Origin of the sequence: Allohahella marinimesophila (assembly GCF_039538005.1) — a bacterium.
Classification (GTDB): Bacteria; Pseudomonadota; Gammaproteobacteria; order Pseudomonadales; family Oleiphilaceae; genus Allohahella; species Allohahella marinimesophila.
Map to the genome: position 1 here is coordinate 108,250 of NZ_BAABBO010000007.1, position 22,083 is coordinate 130,332.

Here is a 22,083-nt window from a genome sequence, read left to right on the forward strand (position 1 = left end):
GTGATCTGTTCTGCCACCGATGCCGCTATACAGGTAAACAAAAGGGGACAAGGGAGATCGACGATGGCTACGAGCACGAGCACGAGCGAACACGCGAACAAGCAGGCTAGTCTGTATCGTATGGTCATGGACAAGCATCTGTGTCCCTACGGTCTCAAATCGAAAGACCTGTTGGAGCGGAACGGGTTTGAAGTCGATGACCATCATCTGACCTCTCGAGATGAGACCGAAGCCTTCAAGTCCAAGCATGACGTGGAGACTACGCCTCAGACCTTCATCGATGGCCAGCGTATCGGAGGATATGACGAGCTGCGTGAGCATTTTGGGGAAGACGTGCCAGAAGAGGGCGCGACAAGCTACAAGCCGGTCGTCGCAATCTTCGCTACGGCTGCGCTCATGGCGCTGGCCACTTCGTGGGCTGCTTACGGCGAGCTGTTAACGGTCAGGGCCGCTGAATGGTTCATCGCCATGTCGATGTGCATTCTGGCCATTCAGAAGTTGCAGGATCTTGAGAGCTTTTCAACCATGTTTCTCAACTATGACCTGCTAGCACAGAAGGTAGTCCGCTATGGCTATATCTATCCTTTCGGGGAGGCGCTGGCCGGCATATTGATGATTGCCGGTGCGTTAACCTGGCTGTCGGTACCCGTCGCGCTCTTTATCGGTACCGTCGGAGCGGTATCGGTATTCAAGGCGGTCTACATAGACAAACGCGAGATCAAATGCGCCTGTGTCGGCGGCAACAGCAATGTGCCGCTAGGCTTCGTCTCGCTTACCGAAAACCTGATGATGATCGCCATGGCGTTATGGATGATGATGAAATAGCCAATTTTCTGTCGACCAGCAGCTCAGGCTTATGTATGTGCCAGCCCTGAGCATAGTCGACCTTGAGTTCGCCGAGCCGTTCCATGATGCCCGCTGTCTCGACATATTCGGCGACCACTTCCAATCCCATGGCATGCGCTACCCGGGTCATGGACGAGACCATTTCCTGATCGACGGGGTCTGTCAACAGATCACGAATGAAGCAGCCGTCTATCTTCAGGCAGGTCACGGGCAAGCTCTTCAGGTAACCATAGGAGGCAAATCCGCTACCGAAATCGTCCAGTGCGAAACGGCAGCCAAGCTCACGAAGAGTGGCTATCAGGCTTTGCGTTTCGTTGATGCTGGCTACAGCGGCGCTTTCTGTAATCTCGAAACAGATCTTGTCTGCTGGAATATTATAACGCTTGAACGCACTCAGAATGAATGAAGTCAGTTCTGTGGTTCCGACCGACTGACCACTGAGGTTGATGTTAGCCTGGGCGAGCCCTTCGAGTTTGTCAGGATTTTCTGACAGCCAGCGGAAGTAGGTGTCGATGACCCAGCGGTCGAGTTCGATGATCATGTTGTAGCGCTCTGCGGCTGGAAGGAAGGCACCCGGCAAGAGAATTTCTCCGTTTCTTCGCATTCTCACCAGCAGCTCATATCGCTCGCCTTTGACTGCGCCGCCTTTTACAGTCGCTATTTTTTGATGATACAGGATCAGGTCGTCGTTGCTGATGGCCTCGCGAATGACCGCGACCAGTTCCATCTCGTTCTGACGCCTCACGATCTCTCCACTCTCCTCATCGTGAACAAAGACACGGTTGCGACCAGCATCCTTCGCCGCATAGCAGGCCGTATCGGCCAGACTGAGCAGTTCGCCGACGGTGCCGGCATCCTTGATCACGGGCACGACGCCGATGCTGATACCGACGTTGAAAATTTTGTCTTCCCAATTGAATCGGTAGTCAGCCACGTCCTGGCGAAGCCGCTGAGCAGTCTCGGCGGCTTCGGGCAGGGGCACGTCGTGCAACAGAATCGCGAACTCATCGCCGCCCAGGCGGGCGAGCGAATCGCTACTGCGAATGTGGCGCTGAAACAGCATGGCGATCTGCTTCAATAGTTGATCACCAGCACTGTGACCGCAGGTGTCATTGACAATCTTGAACTGGTCAAGATCCATCAGCAGCAGCGCGTGACTGTCATTCAGACGGCTTGCGCTCAGAATTGCGGTCTGAAGTCGCTTGTCGAATTTGAGGCGATTCAGCAGACCCGTCAGTGTGTCATGGCTGGCCAGGTAGTTGAGCTTTTGCTCACCAGCCTTTCGGTCTGTAATGTCGACCAGGGAGCCTTCCAGGATCGGCTCCCTGGTATCGGGATCATGAACCACTCGACCATACACCGCGACCCAGAACAGACTGCCGTCCATACGGCGGCATTCTGCCTCGAAGCCATCAAGCTTGCCGAAGCGGGTTAGCAGATCCATGGATTCGTGCAGCTTTTCCCGCCGAGCCGGCATCAGGGCTCGTGAATCAGGGTGATGGACGATAAGCGCATCCGGACTGCTCGCGCCGAAAATTCTGGCCAGCGCTGGGTTTGCCGATGTGAAGCGGCCCTTGCTGTCGATCTGGAATCGACCTTCCATCGACTCATCGTGAATGATGCGGTAGCGCTCGAGGTTCGCAATGGCGTTTTTCTGCGCCTGTTCACGAGCGAGCTTCTCCCGGTTGATGCGGTCTGCCAACGCAAACGAGAGCAGGGCTACCACTGAAATCGCCCCGAAATGAATTGCGTGCTCTGCCAGCCAGGTACGCGGCACCAGGGTAAACTTGCTGAGAATGAGGTAGACGGCGAACACCGTGAACAGGGTGAAGGCAATCACGAGATAGCGAGCGTCGGTCACTCGTCGCCAGGCCCAGAAGTAGATGCCAGCGGCATAAGTGCTGAGAGCGACCACTGCGACCATGACCAGCGCGAGCTGAATCGCGATCTGATAGGGTACCAGGAATGCCAGCGCAGCAACTATGAGGCAGAGTAGGGCGTGGGTGTAGAACACCTTGCCAAGCCCGGGCGAGCGCTCACCGAGTTTTAGAAAGCGGTGGGTAAACATGGCTAGCGCAAATAGCGCTATGCCGGCTGACACCACGACGCTGATCTGAGCCCATTGTGGGGAATTCGGCCAGGCATGCCGATATGACACGCCTGTGAGGCTGGCTTCCACGCCGCTATAGCCGACGAGACACAGCGAGTAGTAGAAGTAGGCGCTTTCCCGAATCGATAGCCACAAAAACAGATTATACAGCGCCATGATGGCGATCATGCCGATAATTGCCCCAAACAATTCGCCTTCGGCATACTTTTCAGTAGCCAGCGCATCGGGGTGCCAGAGGGTGAGCGGTGCCTGCATCGCCGAAGTGGTTTCGATACGCATGACCGCGACGTAATCGGTGAGCGGCTCCAGCGCCAGCGGAAAAACGAAATTCGGGAAGTGAATTGGGCGCTGCGCGAAAGGCAGGTCGTCGCCTGCCTGAATAAACTGAACAGGCTCGCCTGTGCGCGCTTCGAACAGCGTGAACTGAATATCATCAAGCAGCGGATAATTGATATCGAGGTAGATACTGCGCAACAGCGTGAAATCGTTTTCCAGCTTGAAGCGCAGCCAGACGACGTCGCTGGTGAATCCCAGGTTCAGATTATCCGTTGCCAGACTGTTCCAGCCCTGATCAAGCTTTCGGACTTCATCGGCAGCCAGATTGCGATCCTGATCGATCTGATACACCACATGAGCGCCCAGCGGAAGACCAGCGTCATCGGGCATGATACTCAACGGCACAGCGTCTTTCGCCAAAGCCGGAAGGCTAAGGGCAAAGAAGAGGGTGGTTACGGTTCCCAGAACCCGCAGAACAAGGCGGGAACGATACAGCAGGGCACGCAAATACATCTGGACTCTCAGAAATAGGTGATAACGCTTCTATGTTTGAGTATAGGCGGCGTGTCCGCTTGTACTGTTACGTTTTGTGAGGGGCTTCACCCAGCCTGTTAACAACAGCTTTGCTCTTTATACCTATGGCTTTTTCAGGAATTTAAACAGATCATATCGGCGTCCGTTCGCTCGAACGCTCCACCTACCGGTCCTGGCCGGAATTTTAATGATCGCTCTGCCGCCGCCGACTACTTTTCGCTCTGATCTTCGCGCGCTGCTTGCAATGCTGTGCCTGGTCGTCGTCGTTTTTTTCAGCGGCGGCGTGTCAGCCTTCTCCCATGGCGATCGGGAGTTTACACAGGGGCAGCGAACCGATGCAGGGCAGGCCGGACATATCAAGGCCGCCTTCCGCGAAGCGCTGTTGCTCACTCAGCGACTCAGCCACGCCGAAACCTCTGACCCGGACGTGTTTGACGACTTACTCACACCCTTGCTCCGCCTGCTGTCTGCATGGCCAGCTTCCGGCTTTTCTGCCATGCATTTTCATGTCGCCCACACTGCGAAAGACTTGCCCAATGCGGCTATCGCTACCATACCCTGTCAGCCTCAGGCGCCACCCCGCTAGTTCTCGCTGCTACGTTTCAAGGCAGCATCGCTCCAAATCTGAATAATCTCATTGAACGGTTCGACGGTGTGGCCTTGCGCGCTTGGTCCTGCCCCCGCCGTTTACAATTCCAGTAGCTTGCACAGAATTCGCTATCAGGACCTTAATAATGCCGGATACTCTGTTTTACCTGTTGATCATTTTTGCGCTGGCCGCCCTGGCGGGCGTCGTTTTCGAAGAAAAGACCCACGTGAGCAAGGCCAAGATCACGCTGTTCTTCGGCACCATCTCGTGGATGCTGCTGATCGCTTTTGCGCCAGCAGGCCCTGAGCGGGACGGCGTGCTGCACGGCCTCACGGAAAATATTACTGAAATTGCCGGTTTATGGCTGTTCCTGATTGCCGCCATGACCTTCGTGGCCTATCTGAACAAGAAGGGGCTCATTGAAAACCTGGTGTATCTGGTGCTTCCCAGGCGAATCAGTGAGCGCGGGCTTCTGTTCGTGACCGGAACCTTCTGCTTTCTGTTCTCCTCACTCGCCGACAACATCACGGCCACACTCGTATCAGTCGCCCTGGTGTTGTCACTCAAGCTCGACCGTGTTCGCACCATCAAATTTGCCACGCTCTGCGTATTTGCGGTCAACTCTGGTGGCGTCGCACTGATTACCGGCGATGTCACGACGCTCATGATCTTCCTTGCGGGCAAGGTGGACATCTCCAGTCTGCTGCTGCTGTCGATACCTGCTTTTGCGGCCGTGATGTTTCTCGCGACAGTGCTCTCCATAGGCATGACGGGCGAGGTCCAGATCCAGTCCCATCAGACTGATCTGCGCAAGGTGGATCTGGCCATAGCCGGTGTCTTTATGGTCACGATCCTGTCGACCATCAGCGGTAACATGTTGTTCCAGATACCACCAGTACTGACCTTTCTGACGGGACTTTCGATCATGTTCCTGGTCGCGCGCTTCTTTAACGAAGATAACGACAATGACCCCATTCTCGAATACATCCGTACGATCGAATTTGAGACCCTGCTGTTCTTCCTCGGCATACTGCTACTGGTCGGTATGCTCAAGGAAATACAGGTGCTCGACGCGCTGCCACAGGTCTACGAGACCATACCTGTAGCCGCTGCGAATTTTCTCATGGGTATTGTGTCGGCCACTATCGATAACGTGCCTTTGACAGCCGCGCTTCTGAAATCCGGTCTGGCAATGAGTCCTGCGGAATGGATGGGTCTGACCTATGCCGTCGGTGTAGGCGGTTCCCTGCTGGTCATTGGTTCAGCGGCTGGTATCGTGGCCATGAGCAAGGTGCCTGGATTGACCTTCTCTGCTTATATGCGCTACACACCGTTGTTGCTGGCTGCCTACAGTCTCGGCTTCGCCGGTGTTTACGCCATCAACCAGCTTATACAGATCTAAGCCAAAGGAAGCTTGCGCGATGACAACAATGACATTCGTCTATTTATTGGCTGGACTGATACTGCTGGTAGGCGGGGCAGAAGTGCTCGTGAAGGGCGCAGCCCGACTTGCAGCGACCTTCGGAATTTCGCCACTGGTTATTGGCCTGACTGTGGTGGCGTTTGGTACCAGCGCGCCAGAAATGGCAGTGAGTGTGCAGGCCGCGTTCTCGGGTAATGGAGATATTGCGATCGGAAACGTCGTTGGCAGCAACATTTTCAACGTGCTGTTCATTCTCGGCGTATCGGCTCTGATCATACCGCTGGTCGTCTCACGCCAGCTCATCCGACTGGATGTGCCAGTGATGATTGTCGCCAGCGTGCTGGCCATGGCCCTGGCGTACGACGGTGCGCTGGGGCGTCCCGATGGTGCCATCCTGTTTGCCGGGATCATTGCCTACACCGTGTTTCTCATTGTCAGCAGCCGTCGCGAAACGGCACTGGCAACTGATGAGTTCAGTAAGGAGTACGGCCTGGATGAAAAGCCTCGGCCGAACGCGACCCTGACAAATGTTGGGCTGATATTTGCTGGTCTGGTGCTGCTGGTGACAGGCTCCAATTTTCTTGTGGAAGGGGCCGTGTCCCTGGCCCGCGCTCTGGGGCTGTCCGAGCTCGTGATTGGCCTGACAGTCATTGCCGCGGGCACCTCATTGCCTGAAGTGGCCACGTCCATAACGGCCGCCGTCAAAGGCGAGCGCGACATCGCTGTTGGCAACGTGGTGGGGAGCAATGTCTTCAATTTGTTGGCTGTGCTTGGCCTGGCGTCTCTGGTGTCGCCTATTCCACTGAATGTCTCCGCCAGTGCATTGGCATTCGATTTTCCGGTCATGATCGCGGTAGCGCTTGCCTGCCTGCCGGTCTTTTTTTCTGGCTATCTCATCAATCGCTGGGAAGGTCTGTTGTTTCTGGTGTATTACATCCTCTACACCACCTATCTCATCATGTATGCGACGGCGACACCGGCATTTGCACAGTTCCAGACCGCACTTGTCTGGTATGTTGCTCCGTTGACTGTGGTCACGCTGGTGGTCCTTGGCGGGCGGTCATGGATTACCCAACGTCAGCAGTAGGTCCTGCGTCTCTTTAAGCGAGATGGACAAATATCGGCGATCCGGGCTATGGACGGCTTCTGCTGCATCCTGAGAGACTCATTCATGATGTCCACACAGAGGCAATGATGAGAAAAACTATAACAGCGATTACGCTTGTCCTGATGCTGGCAGGCTGCAGCAAGAGTGACGGCCGCAATGAGATGGGGAATGAGGAGATCACAGGTCCAGCTAACGAGCCGGTAGCCGAGCCCGAAGCCCCGGTCATCGCAGACCTGGCATCCGCCGAGGCGGCCTGGAACGCTGCAGACCTCGATGATTACCAATTTACCCTGACCAGGATCTGTTTTTGCGATCCGGAACCACCAGTGGTCATCATCGTCAGGGATGATGCCGTCGAGTCAGCGTTCTACCAGCCTAACGGTGAATACCTTTCGGCCGAAGAGCTCGCTGAACTGCCTACCGTTGACGGGCTTTTTCAGGAGATTAAGGACGCCTACGCAGCGGAGGTTGCCCTGGTTGAGGCCTCTTACAATAATGCTCGGGGCTATCCCGAAAGCGTATTCATCGACTACGACGACAATTTTGTGGACGAAGAGTCTGGTTTCGAGGTCAGTGGCTTTCAGTAGGGTGTCGGGCGCCTTCATCGGAGGGCGCGCTCAACCTTGTCACCATAAGTTTGTCGACACGATTGCCATCCATATCCACCACTTCGACCCTGAGGCCTGGCAGCTCGACCACGTCCGCAATACGCGGCAGATGGCCCAGCGTAGTCAGTATCATTCCGCCCAGCGTGTGATACTGACCATCCTTTTCTTCCGGTAGATGTCTCAGATCGAAGTGCGCCTTGAAGGCGCTGATATCAACCAGTCCGCTCACCAGCCAGCTGCCATCCTCCCGCTCTACGAAATCGGGCTCGTATTCTTCATTTTCTGGCAGATCGCCGACGATGGCCTCTAATACATCGTTCAGCGACACCAGGCCGCTGGTGTCGCCATGTTCATCGACCACTATGGCAATATGGCTATGTGATGTCTTGAATTGCTCAAGCAGCTTGAGCGCGGTCGCGTAGCGAGGAATGAACAGCACTGCCCTCACGAGCGAGGCCAGCTCCGGCTCGATATCCGACAACACCTTGTTGAGGACATCTTTGGCATACACCACGCCAATCATGTGATCGATGCCGCCCCTGCACACCGGGATACGCGAGTGCGGACTAATCGCCACCTTGCGCCGATTTTCTTCAAAGCTGTCATCGAGGTCGATAAAGTACAGTTCCTTGCGCAGGGTCATGATGTTACCGACGCGCTGGTCATCAAGGCGCAGCACATTTCTGATCATCACCTGCTCGGCCTTATCCATCACGCCCGCTTCGGTGCCTTGCTGCATCAACGAGTGAATTTCTTCTTCCACCATAGGGTCTTCCACCGGTCGCTTTGCTCTCAAAAGCCTGAGCACGGCTTCAGTCGAAATCATCAGGAACCAGACCAGGGGCCGAGCTATGCGCGACAGCATGTTCATAGGCAATGACAGCACCGAAGAAATGCCTTCCGGATTGAGTAGCGCCAGCCGCTTCGGCTCTGGATGTCCATTTGAAAGCCCGGCAACTGAATTCTTCGAAGAATAGCGGTTCGAAGTGGCAGGCGGAATCGGCCCTCGCTGCACCACAGCAGTGCATTACTACGTGCACTAACTAATTAGGTGCACACAGATCGCCATAAGATGAACCCGAAATATCTAGGTTATGTAACGATGAAAGGCAATAAGGCAATTCAAAACAACAGCTTGAAAAATATAGTTTGTGTACATACTAATTTGGTATGGAAACTGCTTCAGCCAGGTTAACACTGGCTGGCTTCGTTTTATTCGTCAGTTCAGGTCCTGATACTGCTGCGGCCTCACGGGGGCAACATGAAAGATACAGCCGCCCAAGGCGCGCACGACATTGCATTCAAATCCGCTGTATTCGAAGGCTGTCAGCTTCGTGGCATCAGCAGGCTCAAAGATGTCCTGCCTGCGCTTGACCCCCTGATATTTTTACACGCGGGTCCTCCATTGCCGCTGAACGACTTGCCGAATGCCGTTCATTACGCTGTTGTGGCTGCGATGATTTTCGAAGGCCTGGCTGCCGATCCGGTCGAAGCCGCTCAGCGCCTCGCCAATAACGATGTGAAACTGCTACCTGCTCAGGATTTCGGTGTCGTCACACCGCTAGCGCAGGTGGTCTCGGCGTCCATGCCGGTCTTTATTGTCGGCAATGACGCCAGGCTCTGTTATGCACCACTCGTGGAAGGGCCTCCACCAGCTCTGCGCTTCGGATCATTCGATCCTGAGTGCTGGGCAAACCTGAAACGGGTCTCCGAATTCGGACTAGAGGTTCTCGACCCAATCATCAAGGTCAGGCCGGTGTCGATGTCCTCCGTTGTCGCCAGCGCGCTGGCCAGGGGAAACGACTGCCATGCCCTGGTCGGCAATGCCAATGAAGCCTTTATAGATGCACTCGCACAAGCGCCTTCCGACGCTCAGCAGCAGTTGAGGGCCAATGGTGCATTTGTTCTGCCAATTCTCATGGCTGCAAGTGCCTGGGTACTGAAGACCAGCAGCACTGACCTTGATGCCGTGGGCGGAAACGGTCGCCGTTTTGGTGTGCGCTTCAAGGGCAGTAAAACCTGGAGCGTATCTCCTGCCAGTGCGCCCATTGGTCCTACAATACCGGGGTTGGAGGGCAGGGCAGTGCTCGGCGCCATTGGCGATAGCGCGGTAATTGATTTCTGTGGTCTTGGCGGCCAGGCACTGCATCTGGCACCCGCACTACTAGCCGATTGGGCAGCTTACCTGCCCTCAGATCATGCCACCATTGCGGACGCTGTCATCGATCCTGAAACGGGTTTGGTGTCGGTCAAACGAATCTTGTCCAGCGGTGTATCGCCGCTGATTCACCTGGCAATGCTAGGCGAAGGACCGCAAGCCGGATTGCTTGGCAAAGGCTTCTTTCGTCCAGCGCTCGATACTTTTCTCAAGTCTTCTGCAGGTAGCCACCCATGAAACAGGTTTCTCCAGTGATAGCCACAGTGCCCGCCATCGACTTGTCGGCTGCCTTCGAGGGCGGTCCCGAAGACAGGCAGCGAACGGGCGACGAGATCGACCGAACCTGCCGCGAAATCGGTTTCTTCACAATCACCGGTCATGGCGTCGACAAAGCACTTATCGATGACCTTCGAGACCAGTCCTATCGTTTTTTCAACCAGCCTCTCGAGCAGAAAAAGCGCTCGGCACCAGTTCATGTCGACACCCCGCGAGGTTACAGAGGACTGGGTTTCGAAGCCCTGGCCCACGGCAACGCCGACGCTACGCCCCCGGATCTCAAGGAGTACTATCACTTCGGTCGCGAGCAGTGGCCGGATGAACCCTATTACACGAGCCCGGAAGGACAACAGTATTTCGTACCCAATATCTGGCCGGATGAGCCGCCTGGGTGGGCCGACTCTGCCGCGGCTTACTATGCGGCGATGGAAACCCTGACGTCCAAGCTGCTGGGACTTGCGGCGCTGGGACTCGGGCTCGATGAACACTTCTTCGATGACAAGATTGACCGCCACATCACCGCCATGCGCATCAATCACTACCCCGCACAGGTCAGTAGCCCGGAAAGCAGGCAGCTCAGGGCTGGCGCACATACCGACTACGGTCTGCTGACCATTCTCAATGGCGAGAACACGCCAGGCGGTTTGCAGGTACAGACCCGCCAGGGCAACTGGGTAGACGTTGAAACGGCACCTGACAGCTTTGTCGTGAATATCGGTGATCTGCTCATGCGCTGGACCAACGATCGCTGGGTGTCGAATACCCATAGGGTCGTGAATCCACCGGCCGGTGTGCCCCAGTGTTCAAGGCTTTCGATAGCATTCTTCCATCACCCGAATTACGACACGATCATCAAGTGCGTGGCCACCGCTGGCGAGGCGAAATATCCTCCCGTGAGCTCTGGCGACTATCGTGCTGAGAAGTACCGGCAGACCCGTATCGCAAAGGCACAAGGCTGAGCGATACGGATCCACCGTTCATTCAACTCCCAATGGAGTAACACACAATGCTAAGCACAAGACTGTTCATAGCAACGATGGTAGCCAGCGGACTCGGTGCAGGCTCCGCACTGGCGGCTGATACCATAAAGATCGGTGTCTCGGAGCCTCTGACTGGTTCCGTCGCAGCCTCGGGAAATTATGTCGCCAACGGTGCCCGGTTGGCCGCCGAGAAAATCAATAGCGAGGGCGGCGTGCTGGGCAAGCAGATCGAGCTGGTCATAGAGGATAACAAGTCGAACCCGCGAGAAGCTGTGAATGCAGCGGAGAAGCTTATTCTCAGTGACAAGGTTCCGGTCATGATGGGTGCCTGGGGTTCAACCTTTACCCTCGCCACAATGCCCAAGTTGGAAGAATATGGCGTGCCAATGCTGGTTGAGACCGCATCATCCAGCAAGGTGACGAGCGCAGGCAATCCATGGGTCTTCAGAATAAGCCCGACATCTAAGATGGAAGCCATTGCCTTCGGCAAGAAGCTCGATTCATTCGATCCTCCCATCAAGCAGGTCGACTTCCTGTCGGTCAATAACGATTGGGGACTCGGCGCCACGGAAGCCTTCAAGGAAGTGCTCACTGAAAAAGGTGTCAAGATCGGCAGAGTCGAAACGATCGCGCCTGATGCCACCGATCTTTCAGCGCAGCTGGCTGGCCTGAAGGGGAGTGGTAGCGACACCCTGATTCTGACTTCGGGCGTCGAACAGTTGACCCTGGGTATCCGGCAGGCGGCAGAGCAGCGTCTTGACCAGCGAATCGTAACCACAGGTGGATCCTTTCCAGAGCCATTGATCGCATCGCCTGGACCCAAGGGTTATGTCAGCACCCACCTGTTGTTCTTCTCGCCATGGACTGCAGACAGCGCAGTGTATCCGGACATCGCTGAAGAGTTCGTCTCCGCCTGGAAAGAGAAGGATCTGCCGTTCCCTGGCTTGAGCGAAGGCTTTCGTGGGTACGACGGCATTCTAACGATCGCCCAGGCGATCGAAGATGCTGGCAAGGCCGAGCCTGAGGCTATTCGCAAGGCCCTCTGGGATGTGAAGGTCAAGGGTGTGAACGGCGACATCGCCTTCGAGAAGGATGGTCCAGAAGGCAAGGAAAGTGGCCAGAGCATGCCGAACGTCTACATTGTCCAGCTGAAAGATGGCGCTGTGACAGCCTACTGATCAGCGTCAGCAGGCGGTGTTCGAAGCCGCCTGCTGAACATTCAGATTTCCAGGGAGTTCTGCAGTGGACGAAGTGCTTCAACATGCCATGAACGCGCTGGTGCTGGGGTCGACCTATGCCTTGCTCGGGATTGGTCTCACGATTATCTTTGGCATCATGGGCGTGGTCAATTTTGCGCATGGTGAGATCTATGCCCTCGGCGCTTATGCCGCCTATGGCCTCGTCGCACTGCTTAAAATCGACTTCTTCGTTTCGATTGTGCTGGCAGCCCTGATCGGCCTGATCGTCGGGGCGCTCATCGAATTCGTATTTCTGCGAAAACGGAATCTACGCAATATCGATGAAGTCATGCTCATCATGATCGGCATCATGATCGTGATGCAGAATCTTCAATTGATGGTCTGGGGCGGTGTCGCCAAGATCATTCCTTCACCGTTTTCACAAAGCCCGCTGGTATTTGCCGATATTGCCATTTCCCCAACGCGGCTCTTCGTACTCTGCCTGGCTATTGTCTTGCTGGTGCTGTTTTATCTTGGCATCGAAAAGACTCGGTTTGGCCTCGCTGTCCGGGCCACTTTTCAGGACCGGGATGCAGCCAGAATCGTTGGTGTGAATGTCTCGCGTGTCTATACTCTGACCTTTGCAATTGGCTCCTGCATGGCTGCGATAGCCGGTGCCTTGCTCGGGCCCATCTTCGTGGCTACACCGACCATGGGCGACCTGGCCAGCCTGAAAGCCTTTGCTATCGTCATTCTTGGTGGGCTCGGGAATCTGGGCGGCGCAGCCATTGGCGGCTTCCTGCTCGCGTTCATCGAAGAGTTCGGGGCCAGTTATATTTCAACAGGCTATCGTGACGCTTTCGGTTTTCTTGTCATCATCCTGGTGATGCTGTTCCGTCCGCAGGGCCTGTTCACCCGAAAAGAGCGGGTGGGCTGATGCAGCGTCATACACTGTTTTTCGTCTGGGTCATAGCGCTGGCCCTGCTGCCAATCATCTGGCCAGATCCCTACATGCTGTCTGTACTCGGCGCTGCGGGGATCATGATCATTGCCGCGATCAGTCTCAATCTTCTTCTGGGTTTCACCGGTCAGCTGAGCCTGGGTCACGCCGCATTCTTTGGAATCGGCGCCTATACCAGCGCCTTGTTGACGCTGGGCTTCGATGTCCATCTTGGCTTCGGTATTCAGCTGGTGGTCGAGCCGAAGCCGGTCTGGATTGCCTTCCTGATGGCCATAGTCGTCACTGGCATTTTTGGCTGGGGGCTCGGCAGGCTCGCCTTTCGGGTGCGCGGCGCCTACTTCGTTGTCATCACGATCAGCTTCGCCCAGGTCATGCGCATGGTTGCGCTCAACTGGGTGGATCTGACTGAGGGCCCGATGGCGCTGATTTCCATACCACCACTGACTATCTGGTGGCCGGGTGAGGGCACGATTCGGCTGGTGTCGAAATCAGCCACCTACTGGCTGGTGCTCGCTGTCGGAGTGGTGGCTTATCTTCTGGTCGCAAGCCTCGTGTACTCACGAATCGGGCGTGCCATGATTGCACTGCGGGAGAATGAAACGCTCGCCACCTCTGTCGGTATTCCGGTCACGCGATATCTCACCATCGCCGCCGTCATCTCCGCGGGCATTGCTGGCGCGGCAGGCGGATTGTATGCACACACGGTTCGCATCATCGATCCCGAAGTCTTCCTGTTCATCTACACCGTGACCATGGTGATCATGGTGATTTCCGGTGGGAAAGGGACCCTGGCCGGGCCGGTCGTGGGCGGACTGATCTTTGGTCTGCTACCCGAACTGCTTCGAGGTGTTGTCGAGCCAGAGGTGCAGTGGATACTGTATGGCGCCCTCATGGTACTGATTCTGATTTTCATGCCGAAGGGCATCGTGCCGGCACTTTACTCGTGGCTGGCGTGGATTCGGTCGGGACGCCTCCCGCCCGAAAAGCGCGCGCCGGAGAAGCATCACTCCGAAACGATCAGACCGGAGGAGCGGAGAACGGCATGAACACACCAGTAACGGACGATAAAGCGGCATACGCGCTATCGGTCAAGGGCCTTACGGTAAAGATTTCCGGGCTCGTCGCGCTGAACGATGTCAGCTTCGATATCGAGCCAGGCAAGATCGTCAGTCTTATAGGTCCAAACGGCGCTGGCAAGACGACAGCCTTCAACGTCATCTCAGGCTACATGCCGCCAACGGCTGGCACTGTGACGATGTCGGGCCAGACGATCACCGGGATGAGTCCACACAGGATAGCCGCCCAGGGGCTGGTGCGGAGCTTCCAGCGCACCAGCGTATTCGACCAGAGCACCGTATTCGACAACCTGCTCACGGCTTTCCACCTGAGTGGTCAATGCTCAATGCTGCAGTCACTGCTGCGTTTACCTGCCTTCCAGCGGGAAGAGCGGCGCCTGCGACAGCTGACGAACGACATGCTCGACTTTCTCGAACTCAGGCATCGTGCGTCTGAAATGGCGGAAACCTTGTCGTACGGCGAGCAGCGCAGACTTGGTGTTGGCATTGCCCTTGCCGCGCAGCCAAAGGTGCTTTTGCTCGATGAGCCAGCCGCAGGACTGAATCCCTCGGAAACCGATGACTTCAAGGCGATGATCAGACGCATTGGCGACTCCGGCGTGACTGTTCTGCTCGTCGAACATGATATGCATATGGTGATGTCGATCTCGGACTACATCGTGGTGCTGAACCAGGGGCAGTTGATCGCGGAGGGTCTGCCTTCGGAGGTCCAGCAGAATGCCAATGTCATTGAAGCCTATCTTGGAACGGGGTTGAAACGTGCTGAAGCTTGAAGGTGTGACTGTGCGCTATGGCGCGACCATCGCCATGAATGAAGTCTCGATGCAGGTGAAAGATGGTGAGTTCGTCACCCTCATCGGTTCGAATGGCGCGGGGAAATCGACGACCTTGAGAGCGATCAGTGGGCTCGAGCCCGTCGTCTCAGGCCGTATCATTTTTGATGGGGACGAGATTCAGAACGGTAGCACGCAGAGTATCATTGCCAAGGGCATCGCACATTGCCCGGAGGGGCGTCGTGTATTTCCCCATCTCACGGTTCACGAGAACCTGCAGATGGGCGCCTATCAGCGATTTGATCGTCAGGGGATTCGAAAGGATACCGAGAAGATGCTGAATATGTTTCCGCGACTGCGGGAGCGCCTGAAGCAGCCTGCTGGCACGCTGTCCGGTGGTGAGCAGCAGATGCTGGCCATCGCCAGAGCAATGATGTCACGACCACGCCTCATCATGTTCGACGAGCCCTCGCTGGGGCTTGCACCGAACTTCGTCGAACAGGTGTTCAGACTGATTTCAGAAATACAGGAAGCAGGCACTACCGTGCTGCTGGTCGAGCAGAATGCCTACGCGGCCCTCGAACTCTGCGATCGCTCCTACCTGCTGAGTTCCGGGCGAGTGGTGCTCGATGGGAGTGCCGAGGAGATGCGGGCCAATCCTGAAATCAGAAAGATCTACCTGGGCGGCTAACTGATTTTCAGGGTGGCACGGCCGTAGTCATTGCCGGCATCGACAAGCTGCATCATGTAGTTGACGAACTGCTCGCGCTCAGCCTTTTCGAGTGGGGCAATGGTGCGCTCGTGAGCTCTGCGGGCCTTTTCGTCCATGGCCTCGAGCAGGTCGCGACCGGCTGGCGTCAGGCTGGCGATCCGTCTGCGGTTATCCGCGACACTTTTCACGCGGTGAATCCAGCCAGCACTATCCAGACGCTTCAGCACTTCTGTCATAGTCGCCCGGTCTATGCCGATGGCGATGGCGATCGACTTCTGATCCAGACTTGTTTCCCGCAGCGCCGTGAGTACGCTGTACTGCACTGGCGTGATATTGAAGCCTGCGCACTCTTCCAGAAACAGCGCAACGTGTATCTGATGCAGCCGGCGAATGAGGAAGCCGGGCCGATGGGCCAGCGCGTCATGAATACGCTGGAAACTGTCGTCCGTGGTGTCTGGAGCTGGCTGGGACTGTCTGGGCATGTACGCTGTTCCATGGATGAATTGACTGATGCACATCAACGCCTTGAAAATAATCGTTTCAGCCAGTGGCGGCAAGCCACAATCATCAATCTGAACACGCTGAGTGACTTCGCCTGCGGTGCAACCTCGCCATTGAGCCGGGCTTCGAAATTGAGGCGGAACTGCTCAATCAGGGAGCGGACGACGGCATCGACCATGCCACCCCGGCTGAACTGAGCCAGCATGCCGGTCAGCTCGAAACTGATAGTGGCGGTCATCCGAGTGTGTGCATCCGCAGTTTCGCTGAGCTGAAAGTGCAAGGCTCCATGCGCGCGGGAGTCCGAGCGCTTGTCTTTGCCTTCGCCTTTCACCAGTCCGGTGAACGCACTGTCGTCATAAGTGACCTGGCCTTCGCCTGCAATCTTTGCGGCCACAGGGCCCATGCTCACGACGAAGAGACCTTCGATGCGCCCGTCTTTACTAATGCTGGTGATGTCTGCACCCGGCAGGCAGGCTACGACAGTGGCGATATCGTGGCGAATGACCTTCCAGACTGTCTCCAGCGGGTGTCGGAGGACAAAGGTCGAGTTGATACCAGGCGCAGTATTGCCTGCCTCTTCGCGCTCACCTGTCGACAGCCCATCAGTATCGACCCGGCTATTGTCGGACGGTGACTGGGCCAGAGGGATGCTTGAAAGGGCGTCGAACTCGCCTGACTGCAAGCCGTTGTGGGACGAAGCCTGGGCAGTCGATGTCCGGAACCGGGCCAGTTCCGGCTCCGGCCAGGCCGATACCTCACCCAAAGCTCTGCGAATGGCCTTTACGATCCCGTTATAGCCGGTGCAGCGACAGAGATTGCCACTGAGCGCTACCCGAATCACCTGATCGTCGATCGCAGGCCTCCCGGCGTGGCGCAGCACGATATCCCTGGCCGTAACCAGCATCCCTGGTGTACAGAAGCCGCACTGCAGGCCGTGTTCTGCAGTAAATGCCGCTCGAAGCGTCTGCATCACGGCGTCTTCATCCAGGCCCTCTATAGTCAGTATCTCGGTATCTGCGCAGGCGACCGTGTAGGCCAGGCAGGCGCGAACCGGGACACCGTTGCGGAGCACGACACAGGCGCCACAGACACCTTGCTCGCAGCCAAGATGAGTGCCGGTCAGATGCAGGTCCTCACGAAGGAAGTCGGCAAGATGACGCCTGGGCTCCGCCAACTCTGATCTTGCCAGGCCATTGACCATTATTTGTACTGGCTGTCTGTCAGCTGCCACGATGTTTTGCTCCATAAGTCTGTGTGGAATCGCTCATCGCTCTCTGCAGCACATGCAGATGCGTGCGCAGTGTCTGCGGAGGCATCTGAGGTGCCGCCTGGCTGAGTCGTTGACGCCAGACCTTCTCATCGAAGGCGCTGCTGCCTTCAAGCATGATCGGTGACCCGGGAAGGGCACCAATGACAGCTCGCTGTTCACCGCTGGCACAGACCAAGACAGCGCTCATCGCATGGGCCAGTTCGCCAGTCTTGCTACAGAGCTTGAAGTAGCCAAATCGAGTGGCTGCATCGACGCGGGGAATATATATGGCCACGATGAGTTCGTCTTTGGCCAGGCGCGTAGTGAAAGCCCCTGTCAGAAACGCGTTCACTGGCATTCGTCGCCTGCTTGGGCGCTCCTTGCTCATGAATCCGGCAGGGCTGGATCGTGACTGTAGAATGACTTCGGCATTCAGCACACTCAGCGTCGTGCACCAGTCTGCGCTCGGATCGGCGTGGGCGATGCTGCCGCCGATGGTGCCGCGGTTACGCACCGATCGATAGGCAATGCCGCTGGCAATACGCGGCAGAATGCCATTTGTGGTGTCCGGCAGCAGGCCGTCTTCAATTTCTGCCGTGGTGATCGCGGCACCGATGATGAGACCTTCTGCTGTTGCCTGAAAAGTCCGTAGCGCGGGCAGTCGCGAAATATCCAGCAACATGTCAGGGCGGGCCAGACGGAGATTCAGCATCGGGCCAAGGGACTGAGCGCCGGCGACAAGCCGGACATCGCCCTGCAAAGCTGCGCAGGCCGACTCGACCGTACTGGCGATCTGGTAGTCAAAGGCGTGCGCTTTCATGCTTGTGCTCTCCTGATGGCCGGACGCTCGATGGCATTCCGAGCAAGCGCTATGGCTTCCAGTACTCTGTGCGAGTTGGCGGGAAGGGTTGTCACTTCAGCACCAAGCGGCCGAAGAGCATCATTGATGGCGTTGACGATGGCTGCAGGCGGACCGATGGCACCGCTCTCGCCAATACCTTTTTGGCCGAACATGGTGTAAGGCGACGGCGTCTCCATATGGTCGATCTCAATCTCCGGCACTTCGGTCGCGCCTGGCAGGAGATACTCGGCAAGGGTCGATGCCAGTGGCTGGGCGTTGCCATCGAAGGGCATTTCCTCGTAGAGCGCCGTGCCGATACCTTGTGCAATACCCCCGATGACCTGGCCGTCGACGATCATCGGATTGACCAGTACGCCACCATCTTCGACGACGACGTAGCGCAGTATGCTGGTGGTACCGAGTTCGGGATCGACAGCTACGATGACCGCATGCGCGGCGTAGCTGAAGGTACCGCTGTCACGGGTCGGCTTGTAGCCAGCTGTGACCTCAAGGCCGCAAGCGCTTACGTTAGCTGGTAATGACTGAGGTTCGAGATACCAGACCCGTCCAACCTCGGCGAGACTCACACTGCGGCCATCGCTATGGCGCACTTGTCCCGCCTCGACGCTGACCTCTTCAGGCTGGGCCTGTAGCAGATGTGAACCAATGGTCAGCAGGTGCTCGATGAGCTCCCGGCAGGCCGTGGCCACTGCGCCGCCAGCCATGACCATGCAGCGTGAACCCCAGGTGCCCGTAGAGTAGGGCGTGGAGCCGGTGTCGCCATGCACGACCCGAACGCGCGCTACGTCAATACCCAGTATTTCTTCTGCTACCTGGGCCAATGTGGTCTCAAGTCCCTGGCCATGTGAGTGGATACCGACCTTGATTTCCAGACCGCCGTCGGGTGTCAGCTTGACGGTGGCCTGTTCGTAACCCGGCACCATCGGTATGCCCCAGCCCGCGTAAACCGAGGTGCCATGCGCCGACTGCTCGCAGAATATCGACACGCCGACGCCAATCAGCCGTCCGTCGGCTTCGCCGGACGCTTGCCGCCTGCGAACAGCTTCGATATCGATGGCCTTGACGGCACGGCTGAGACACTCACGATAGTCGCCGCTGTCGAAATGTTTGCCGGTCACATTGGTAAAAGGCATGTCGGCCTTGTGCACCAGAGCATCCATTCTAAGATCTGTGGGCTCTCGCCCGACCGCCCGTGCCAGTGCATCAAGCGTCACCTCCATCGCGAAGCAGACGCCAGTTCTGGCGACGCCACGATAAGGCAGTATCGGTGGCTTGTTGGTGGCGGCCGAGCGGGCACTGCAACGATACGCCGGAAAGTCGTAGGGCCCAGGTAGAATACTGGCCACCTGCGAAGCTTCCAGGCAGGCGGAAAAGGGATATGAACTGTACGCCCCAGCGTCGACCACGGCCTCTGCATCGATGCCCAGCAGACGCCCGCGGGCATCTGCATACGCCGTCATCCGATAATGATGTTCGCGACAGTTGGCGTTGGCGGTGAGCTGCTCACGCCGGTCTTCGAGCCAGCGCACTGGCCGTTTCAGGTGCATTGCCAGCCACGCGCAGCAGACTTCCTCCGGCAGCAGAAGACCCTTGTAGCCAAAGCCACCGCCGACGTCCGGCGCGACAACACGGATCTGTTCGTGGGTGAGACCGAGTGATTCGCACAGTCCGGTCCGTACCACGTGAGGAATCTGGGTGGAGGTATACACCAGCAGTTGTTCCAGCCTGTGATCCCATTGGGCCACGACGCCGCGACCTTCCATGGGCGCCATACATTGGCGCGAGGTTCTGAGTTCGCGTTCCACCTTGTAGACAGCCTGTTCCCTGATCCGGTCGATATCGCCATGCCCGGTGTCACCGCTCAATAGCGTGTGCTGGAACATATTGTCGCCCCAGTACTCGTGCACCAGCGCGCTGTCCGGCTCGAGGGCCAATAGCATGTCATGCACGGCGGGTAGTGCATCGTAGTCGACCTCGATCATATCGAGCAGGTCTTCCGCTTCAGCACGACTCCGTGCGACACAGGCAGCCACCAGTTCACCGACGTAACGCACTTTTTCGTCAGCGAGCACTGGCTGTGTGGATGACTTGAAACCGGGCAGGGCCGAATCTGCGCGAATTGGTTTCACACCCTTGAGATCCGCCGCCGTAAAGATCGATGCTGCATTCGCCTGAGGCTTGGTGATGGTGCCCAGGCGGGCGTGCGCCAACGGGCTACGCAGGAATGCGACGTCGAGCATGCCAGCCATGCTGATGTCGCCGATATACTGGCCCCGGCCGCGCATGTAACGATCGTCTTCCTTGCGAGGCGTTCGCGCACCAACACCGCGCGTTTTCCCCGCTCCCGCCGGCAGATGCCCGGTAGTCTGTTGCTCACCGAATGCTGTCATCCGTCGATGTCCTCATCTTGCCTGCGCGCCAGTGCAAATTCGGCCAAAGCCCTCGACGCGGCAGGGCAAAAGCCATATAGTTAGTGTACTGCGTATTTCCAGTTTAAGTTGTTCGTGGCATGGAATGCCAGTGCTTTGGTGCTTTTTATCAGGCAGTCGTCTGCGGCTGCGGTCCAGTTGACGAGTTCATACAGGAGACACGCGTAATGACTTCCCCACAATTTGACACCATCCTGAAAGGCGGCCGGGTGATCGACCCTGCAAATGCGCGCGATGCGGTGATGGACGTCGGCGTTCTGCAAGGCAGGATTGCAGCGCTTGGTCCGGAGCTGAAGCCCTCTGCGGCGACGGAGGTTATTGACGTCAGTGGTCATATCGTCACGCCCGGTCTCATCGATACCCATGGTCATGTGTTCCAGCATGTCACCGGCCGTTTCGGTCTCAACCCCGATGTCTGCGGGGTCAGGGCAGGTGTGTCGACAATCGTCGATCAGGGCGGACCAAGCCTGATGACGCTGCCTGCTTTCAGGCATTTCATCAGCGAAGCGTCTGATACCCGGGTGCTGTGTTTCCTCTCTGCATACCTGGTGGGTGGGCTCGAAGGCCATCATTATCCCCAGCTCTATGGCCCGGACGACGTTGACGTCAGCAGGACGATCGACATCGGCTTGGCCAACCGCGATCTTGTCAAGGGTATCAAGGCCCACGCTGAAATTGGCGGCATGTCCCGCTGGGGCATGGCGGTCATCCGTCAGGCGCGCGATATCGCCCGAGGCATCGGCGTGCCGCTCTACATCCACCTGGGACAGCTGTGGCCAGAGGCTGGTAAGGGTATCGACGATCCTGATGCGGTCATCGAGGAGCTGGTGCCACTGATGCAGGCTGGCGACGTGCTCGCACATCCCTTCACCAGGCACCCCGGCGGCTTCATCTCCTCCAAGACCGGGGAAGTGCATCCGATCGTGCGGGAAGCCATGCGACTCGGTGTGAAAGTGGACGTTGGCCATGGCTCGCACTTCAGCTTTGAAATGGCCCGTAAGGTCATCGAAGCAGGTATCTACCCTGACACGCTGGGTGCCGATATGCACGGCTACAATACCAGTGCTGCCGAGCCCTCCAGTGATCTTCATGACAACCCATTCTACGGCAAGACACGCTTCTGCCTGACTCATGCGATGACAGAACTCCATGCGCTTGGCATGCCGCTGGACAGGATCATCGCGACGGTGACCAGTGGCCCGGCAGAGATGCTCGGCATGACTGGCGAGATTGGCTCGCTCAGCGAAGGTATGACCGCTGACGTGGCAGTGCTCAGGTATCACAAGGGGCAGTTCCGGCTGACTGATAACAGTGGCGGAACTGCGATATCAGACGTCGCGTTCTCACCAGCGTTCTCGCTGAAGGCGGGCAAACGCTTCGATGTCGATAGTCCGGTCGTGGTTCAACCTGAAGCTCTCGCTGGCTGAGGGGCGG

At 57.1% G+C, this 22,083-nt stretch carries 19 protein-coding genes; 13 read left to right on the forward strand and 6 right to left on the reverse strand.

The annotated features are described in order from the left end of the window. The first annotated feature begins 63 nt into the window (after nucleotides 1-63). Complete coding sequence (locus ABD735_RS06165; RefSeq protein ID WP_344804394.1) at nucleotides 64-825, forward strand: MauE/DoxX family redox-associated membrane protein; 762 nt, start codon at nucleotides 64-66, stop codon at nucleotides 823-825. Here ABD735_RS06165 and ABD735_RS06170 read toward each other — a convergent pair. After that, entirely contained in the window at nucleotides 773-3,745 is a 2,973-nt protein-coding gene (locus tag ABD735_RS06170; RefSeq protein ID WP_344804396.1) for an EAL domain-containing protein, read from the reverse strand. The two genes, ABD735_RS06165 and ABD735_RS06170, sit on opposite strands and share 53 nt — an antisense overlap. Before the next feature lie 208 nt (nucleotides 3,746-3,953). Here ABD735_RS06170 and ABD735_RS06175 point away from each other — a divergent pair, with 208 nt between their 5' ends. The 4 genes from ABD735_RS06175 (at nucleotide 3,954) to ABD735_RS06190 (ending at nucleotide 7,473) form a co-directional block, all read left to right on the forward strand. Continuing rightward, nucleotides 3,954-4,352, forward strand: a complete 399-nt coding sequence (locus ABD735_RS06175) for a hypothetical protein (protein ID WP_344804398.1) — start codon at nucleotides 3,954-3,956, stop codon at nucleotides 4,350-4,352. 148 nt (nucleotides 4,353-4,500) lie between these two features. Beyond that, nucleotides 4,501-5,757, forward strand: a complete 1,257-nt coding sequence (nhaD, locus tag ABD735_RS06180; RefSeq protein WP_344804400.1) for a sodium:proton antiporter NhaD — start codon at nucleotides 4,501-4,503, stop codon at nucleotides 5,755-5,757. Between the two features lie 19 nt (nucleotides 5,758-5,776). Beyond that, nucleotides 5,777-6,865 (forward strand): calcium/sodium antiporter, encoded by a 1,089-nt coding sequence (locus ABD735_RS06185; RefSeq protein ID WP_344804402.1) that lies wholly within the window; start codon nucleotides 5,777-5,779, stop codon nucleotides 6,863-6,865. A 104-nt stretch (nucleotides 6,866-6,969) separates the two neighbouring features. Then, the gene (locus ABD735_RS06190) at nucleotides 6,970-7,473 is read left to right on the forward strand and encodes a DUF6174 domain-containing protein (RefSeq protein ID WP_344804404.1); all 504 of its coding nucleotides are present in this window, start codon (nucleotides 6,970-6,972) and stop codon (nucleotides 7,471-7,473) included. Here ABD735_RS06190 and ABD735_RS06195 read toward each other — a convergent pair. Then, nucleotides 7,457-8,509: a hemolysin family protein gene (locus ABD735_RS06195; RefSeq protein ID WP_344804406.1), complete on the reverse strand. Its 1,053-nt coding sequence runs from the start codon at nucleotides 8,507-8,509 to the stop codon at nucleotides 7,457-7,459. The two genes, ABD735_RS06190 and ABD735_RS06195, sit on opposite strands and share 17 nt — an antisense overlap. Before the next feature lie 246 nt (nucleotides 8,510-8,755). Here ABD735_RS06195 and ABD735_RS06200 point away from each other — a divergent pair, with 246 nt between their 5' ends. From ABD735_RS06200 to ABD735_RS06230, 7 genes are all read left to right on the forward strand, one after another. Then, complete coding sequence (locus ABD735_RS06200; protein ID WP_344804409.1) at nucleotides 8,756-9,889, forward strand: oxamate carbamoyltransferase subunit AllG family protein; 1,134 nt, start codon at nucleotides 8,756-8,758, stop codon at nucleotides 9,887-9,889. Beyond that, nucleotides 9,886-10,887, forward strand: coding sequence for an isopenicillin N synthase family dioxygenase (locus ABD735_RS06205; protein WP_344804410.1), 1,002 nt, complete (start codon nucleotides 9,886-9,888; stop codon nucleotides 10,885-10,887). The genes ABD735_RS06200 and ABD735_RS06205 overlap by 4 nt, the downstream gene beginning before the upstream one ends. 47 nt (nucleotides 10,888-10,934) lie before the next feature. After that, the gene (locus ABD735_RS06210) at nucleotides 10,935-12,086 is read left to right on the forward strand and encodes an ABC transporter substrate-binding protein (RefSeq protein ID WP_344804411.1); all 1,152 of its coding nucleotides are present in this window, start codon (nucleotides 10,935-10,937) and stop codon (nucleotides 12,084-12,086) included. 64 nt (nucleotides 12,087-12,150) lie between these two features. After that, complete coding sequence (locus ABD735_RS06215; protein WP_344804413.1) at nucleotides 12,151-13,023, forward strand: branched-chain amino acid ABC transporter permease; 873 nt, start codon at nucleotides 12,151-12,153, stop codon at nucleotides 13,021-13,023. Further along, complete coding sequence (locus ABD735_RS06220) at nucleotides 13,023-14,093, forward strand: branched-chain amino acid ABC transporter permease (protein WP_344804415.1); 1,071 nt, start codon at nucleotides 13,023-13,025, stop codon at nucleotides 14,091-14,093. The genes ABD735_RS06215 and ABD735_RS06220 overlap by 1 nt, the downstream gene beginning before the upstream one ends. Further along, the gene (locus ABD735_RS06225; protein WP_344804417.1) at nucleotides 14,090-14,896 is read left to right on the forward strand and encodes an ABC transporter ATP-binding protein; all 807 of its coding nucleotides are present in this window, start codon (nucleotides 14,090-14,092) and stop codon (nucleotides 14,894-14,896) included. Before ABD735_RS06220 ends, ABD735_RS06225 begins: the two co-directional genes overlap by 4 nt. Continuing rightward, on the forward strand, nucleotides 14,883-15,587 hold the full coding sequence (locus ABD735_RS06230; RefSeq protein WP_344804419.1) for an ABC transporter ATP-binding protein: 705 nt from the start codon (nucleotides 14,883-14,885) through the stop codon (nucleotides 15,585-15,587). Before ABD735_RS06225 ends, ABD735_RS06230 begins: the two co-directional genes overlap by 14 nt. Here the strand turns inward: ABD735_RS06230 and ABD735_RS06235 are convergent. Genes ABD735_RS06235 through ABD735_RS06250 form a run of 4 tightly spaced genes read right to left on the reverse strand, consistent with a single transcriptional unit; the run spans nucleotide 15,584 to nucleotide 20,610 of the window. Continuing rightward, the gene (locus tag ABD735_RS06235) at nucleotides 15,584-16,090 is read right to left on the reverse strand and encodes a MarR family winged helix-turn-helix transcriptional regulator (protein WP_344804421.1); all 507 of its coding nucleotides are present in this window, start codon (nucleotides 16,088-16,090) and stop codon (nucleotides 15,584-15,586) included. The genes ABD735_RS06230 and ABD735_RS06235 overlap by 4 nt on opposite strands. Nucleotides 16,091-16,125: 35 nt before the next feature. After that, a complete protein-coding gene (locus tag ABD735_RS06240) occupies nucleotides 16,126-17,340 on the reverse strand; it encodes a 2Fe-2S iron-sulfur cluster-binding protein (protein ID WP_344804423.1) in 1,215 nt (404 codons plus the stop codon). After that, nucleotides 17,330-18,178, reverse strand: coding sequence for an FAD binding domain-containing protein (locus ABD735_RS06245; protein WP_344804425.1), 849 nt, complete (start codon nucleotides 18,176-18,178; stop codon nucleotides 17,330-17,332). The genes ABD735_RS06240 and ABD735_RS06245 overlap by 11 nt, the downstream gene beginning before the upstream one ends. After that, a complete protein-coding gene (locus tag ABD735_RS06250; RefSeq protein WP_344804427.1) occupies nucleotides 18,175-20,610 on the reverse strand; it encodes a xanthine dehydrogenase family protein molybdopterin-binding subunit in 2,436 nt (811 codons plus the stop codon). The genes ABD735_RS06245 and ABD735_RS06250 overlap by 4 nt, the downstream gene beginning before the upstream one ends. Nucleotides 20,611-20,816: 206 nt before the next feature. Between ABD735_RS06250 and ABD735_RS06255 the strand changes: the two genes are divergently transcribed. After that, a complete protein-coding gene (locus ABD735_RS06255; protein WP_344804429.1) occupies nucleotides 20,817-22,076 on the forward strand; it encodes an amidohydrolase/deacetylase family metallohydrolase in 1,260 nt (419 codons plus the stop codon). Nucleotides 22,077-22,083 lie beyond the last annotated feature (7 nt).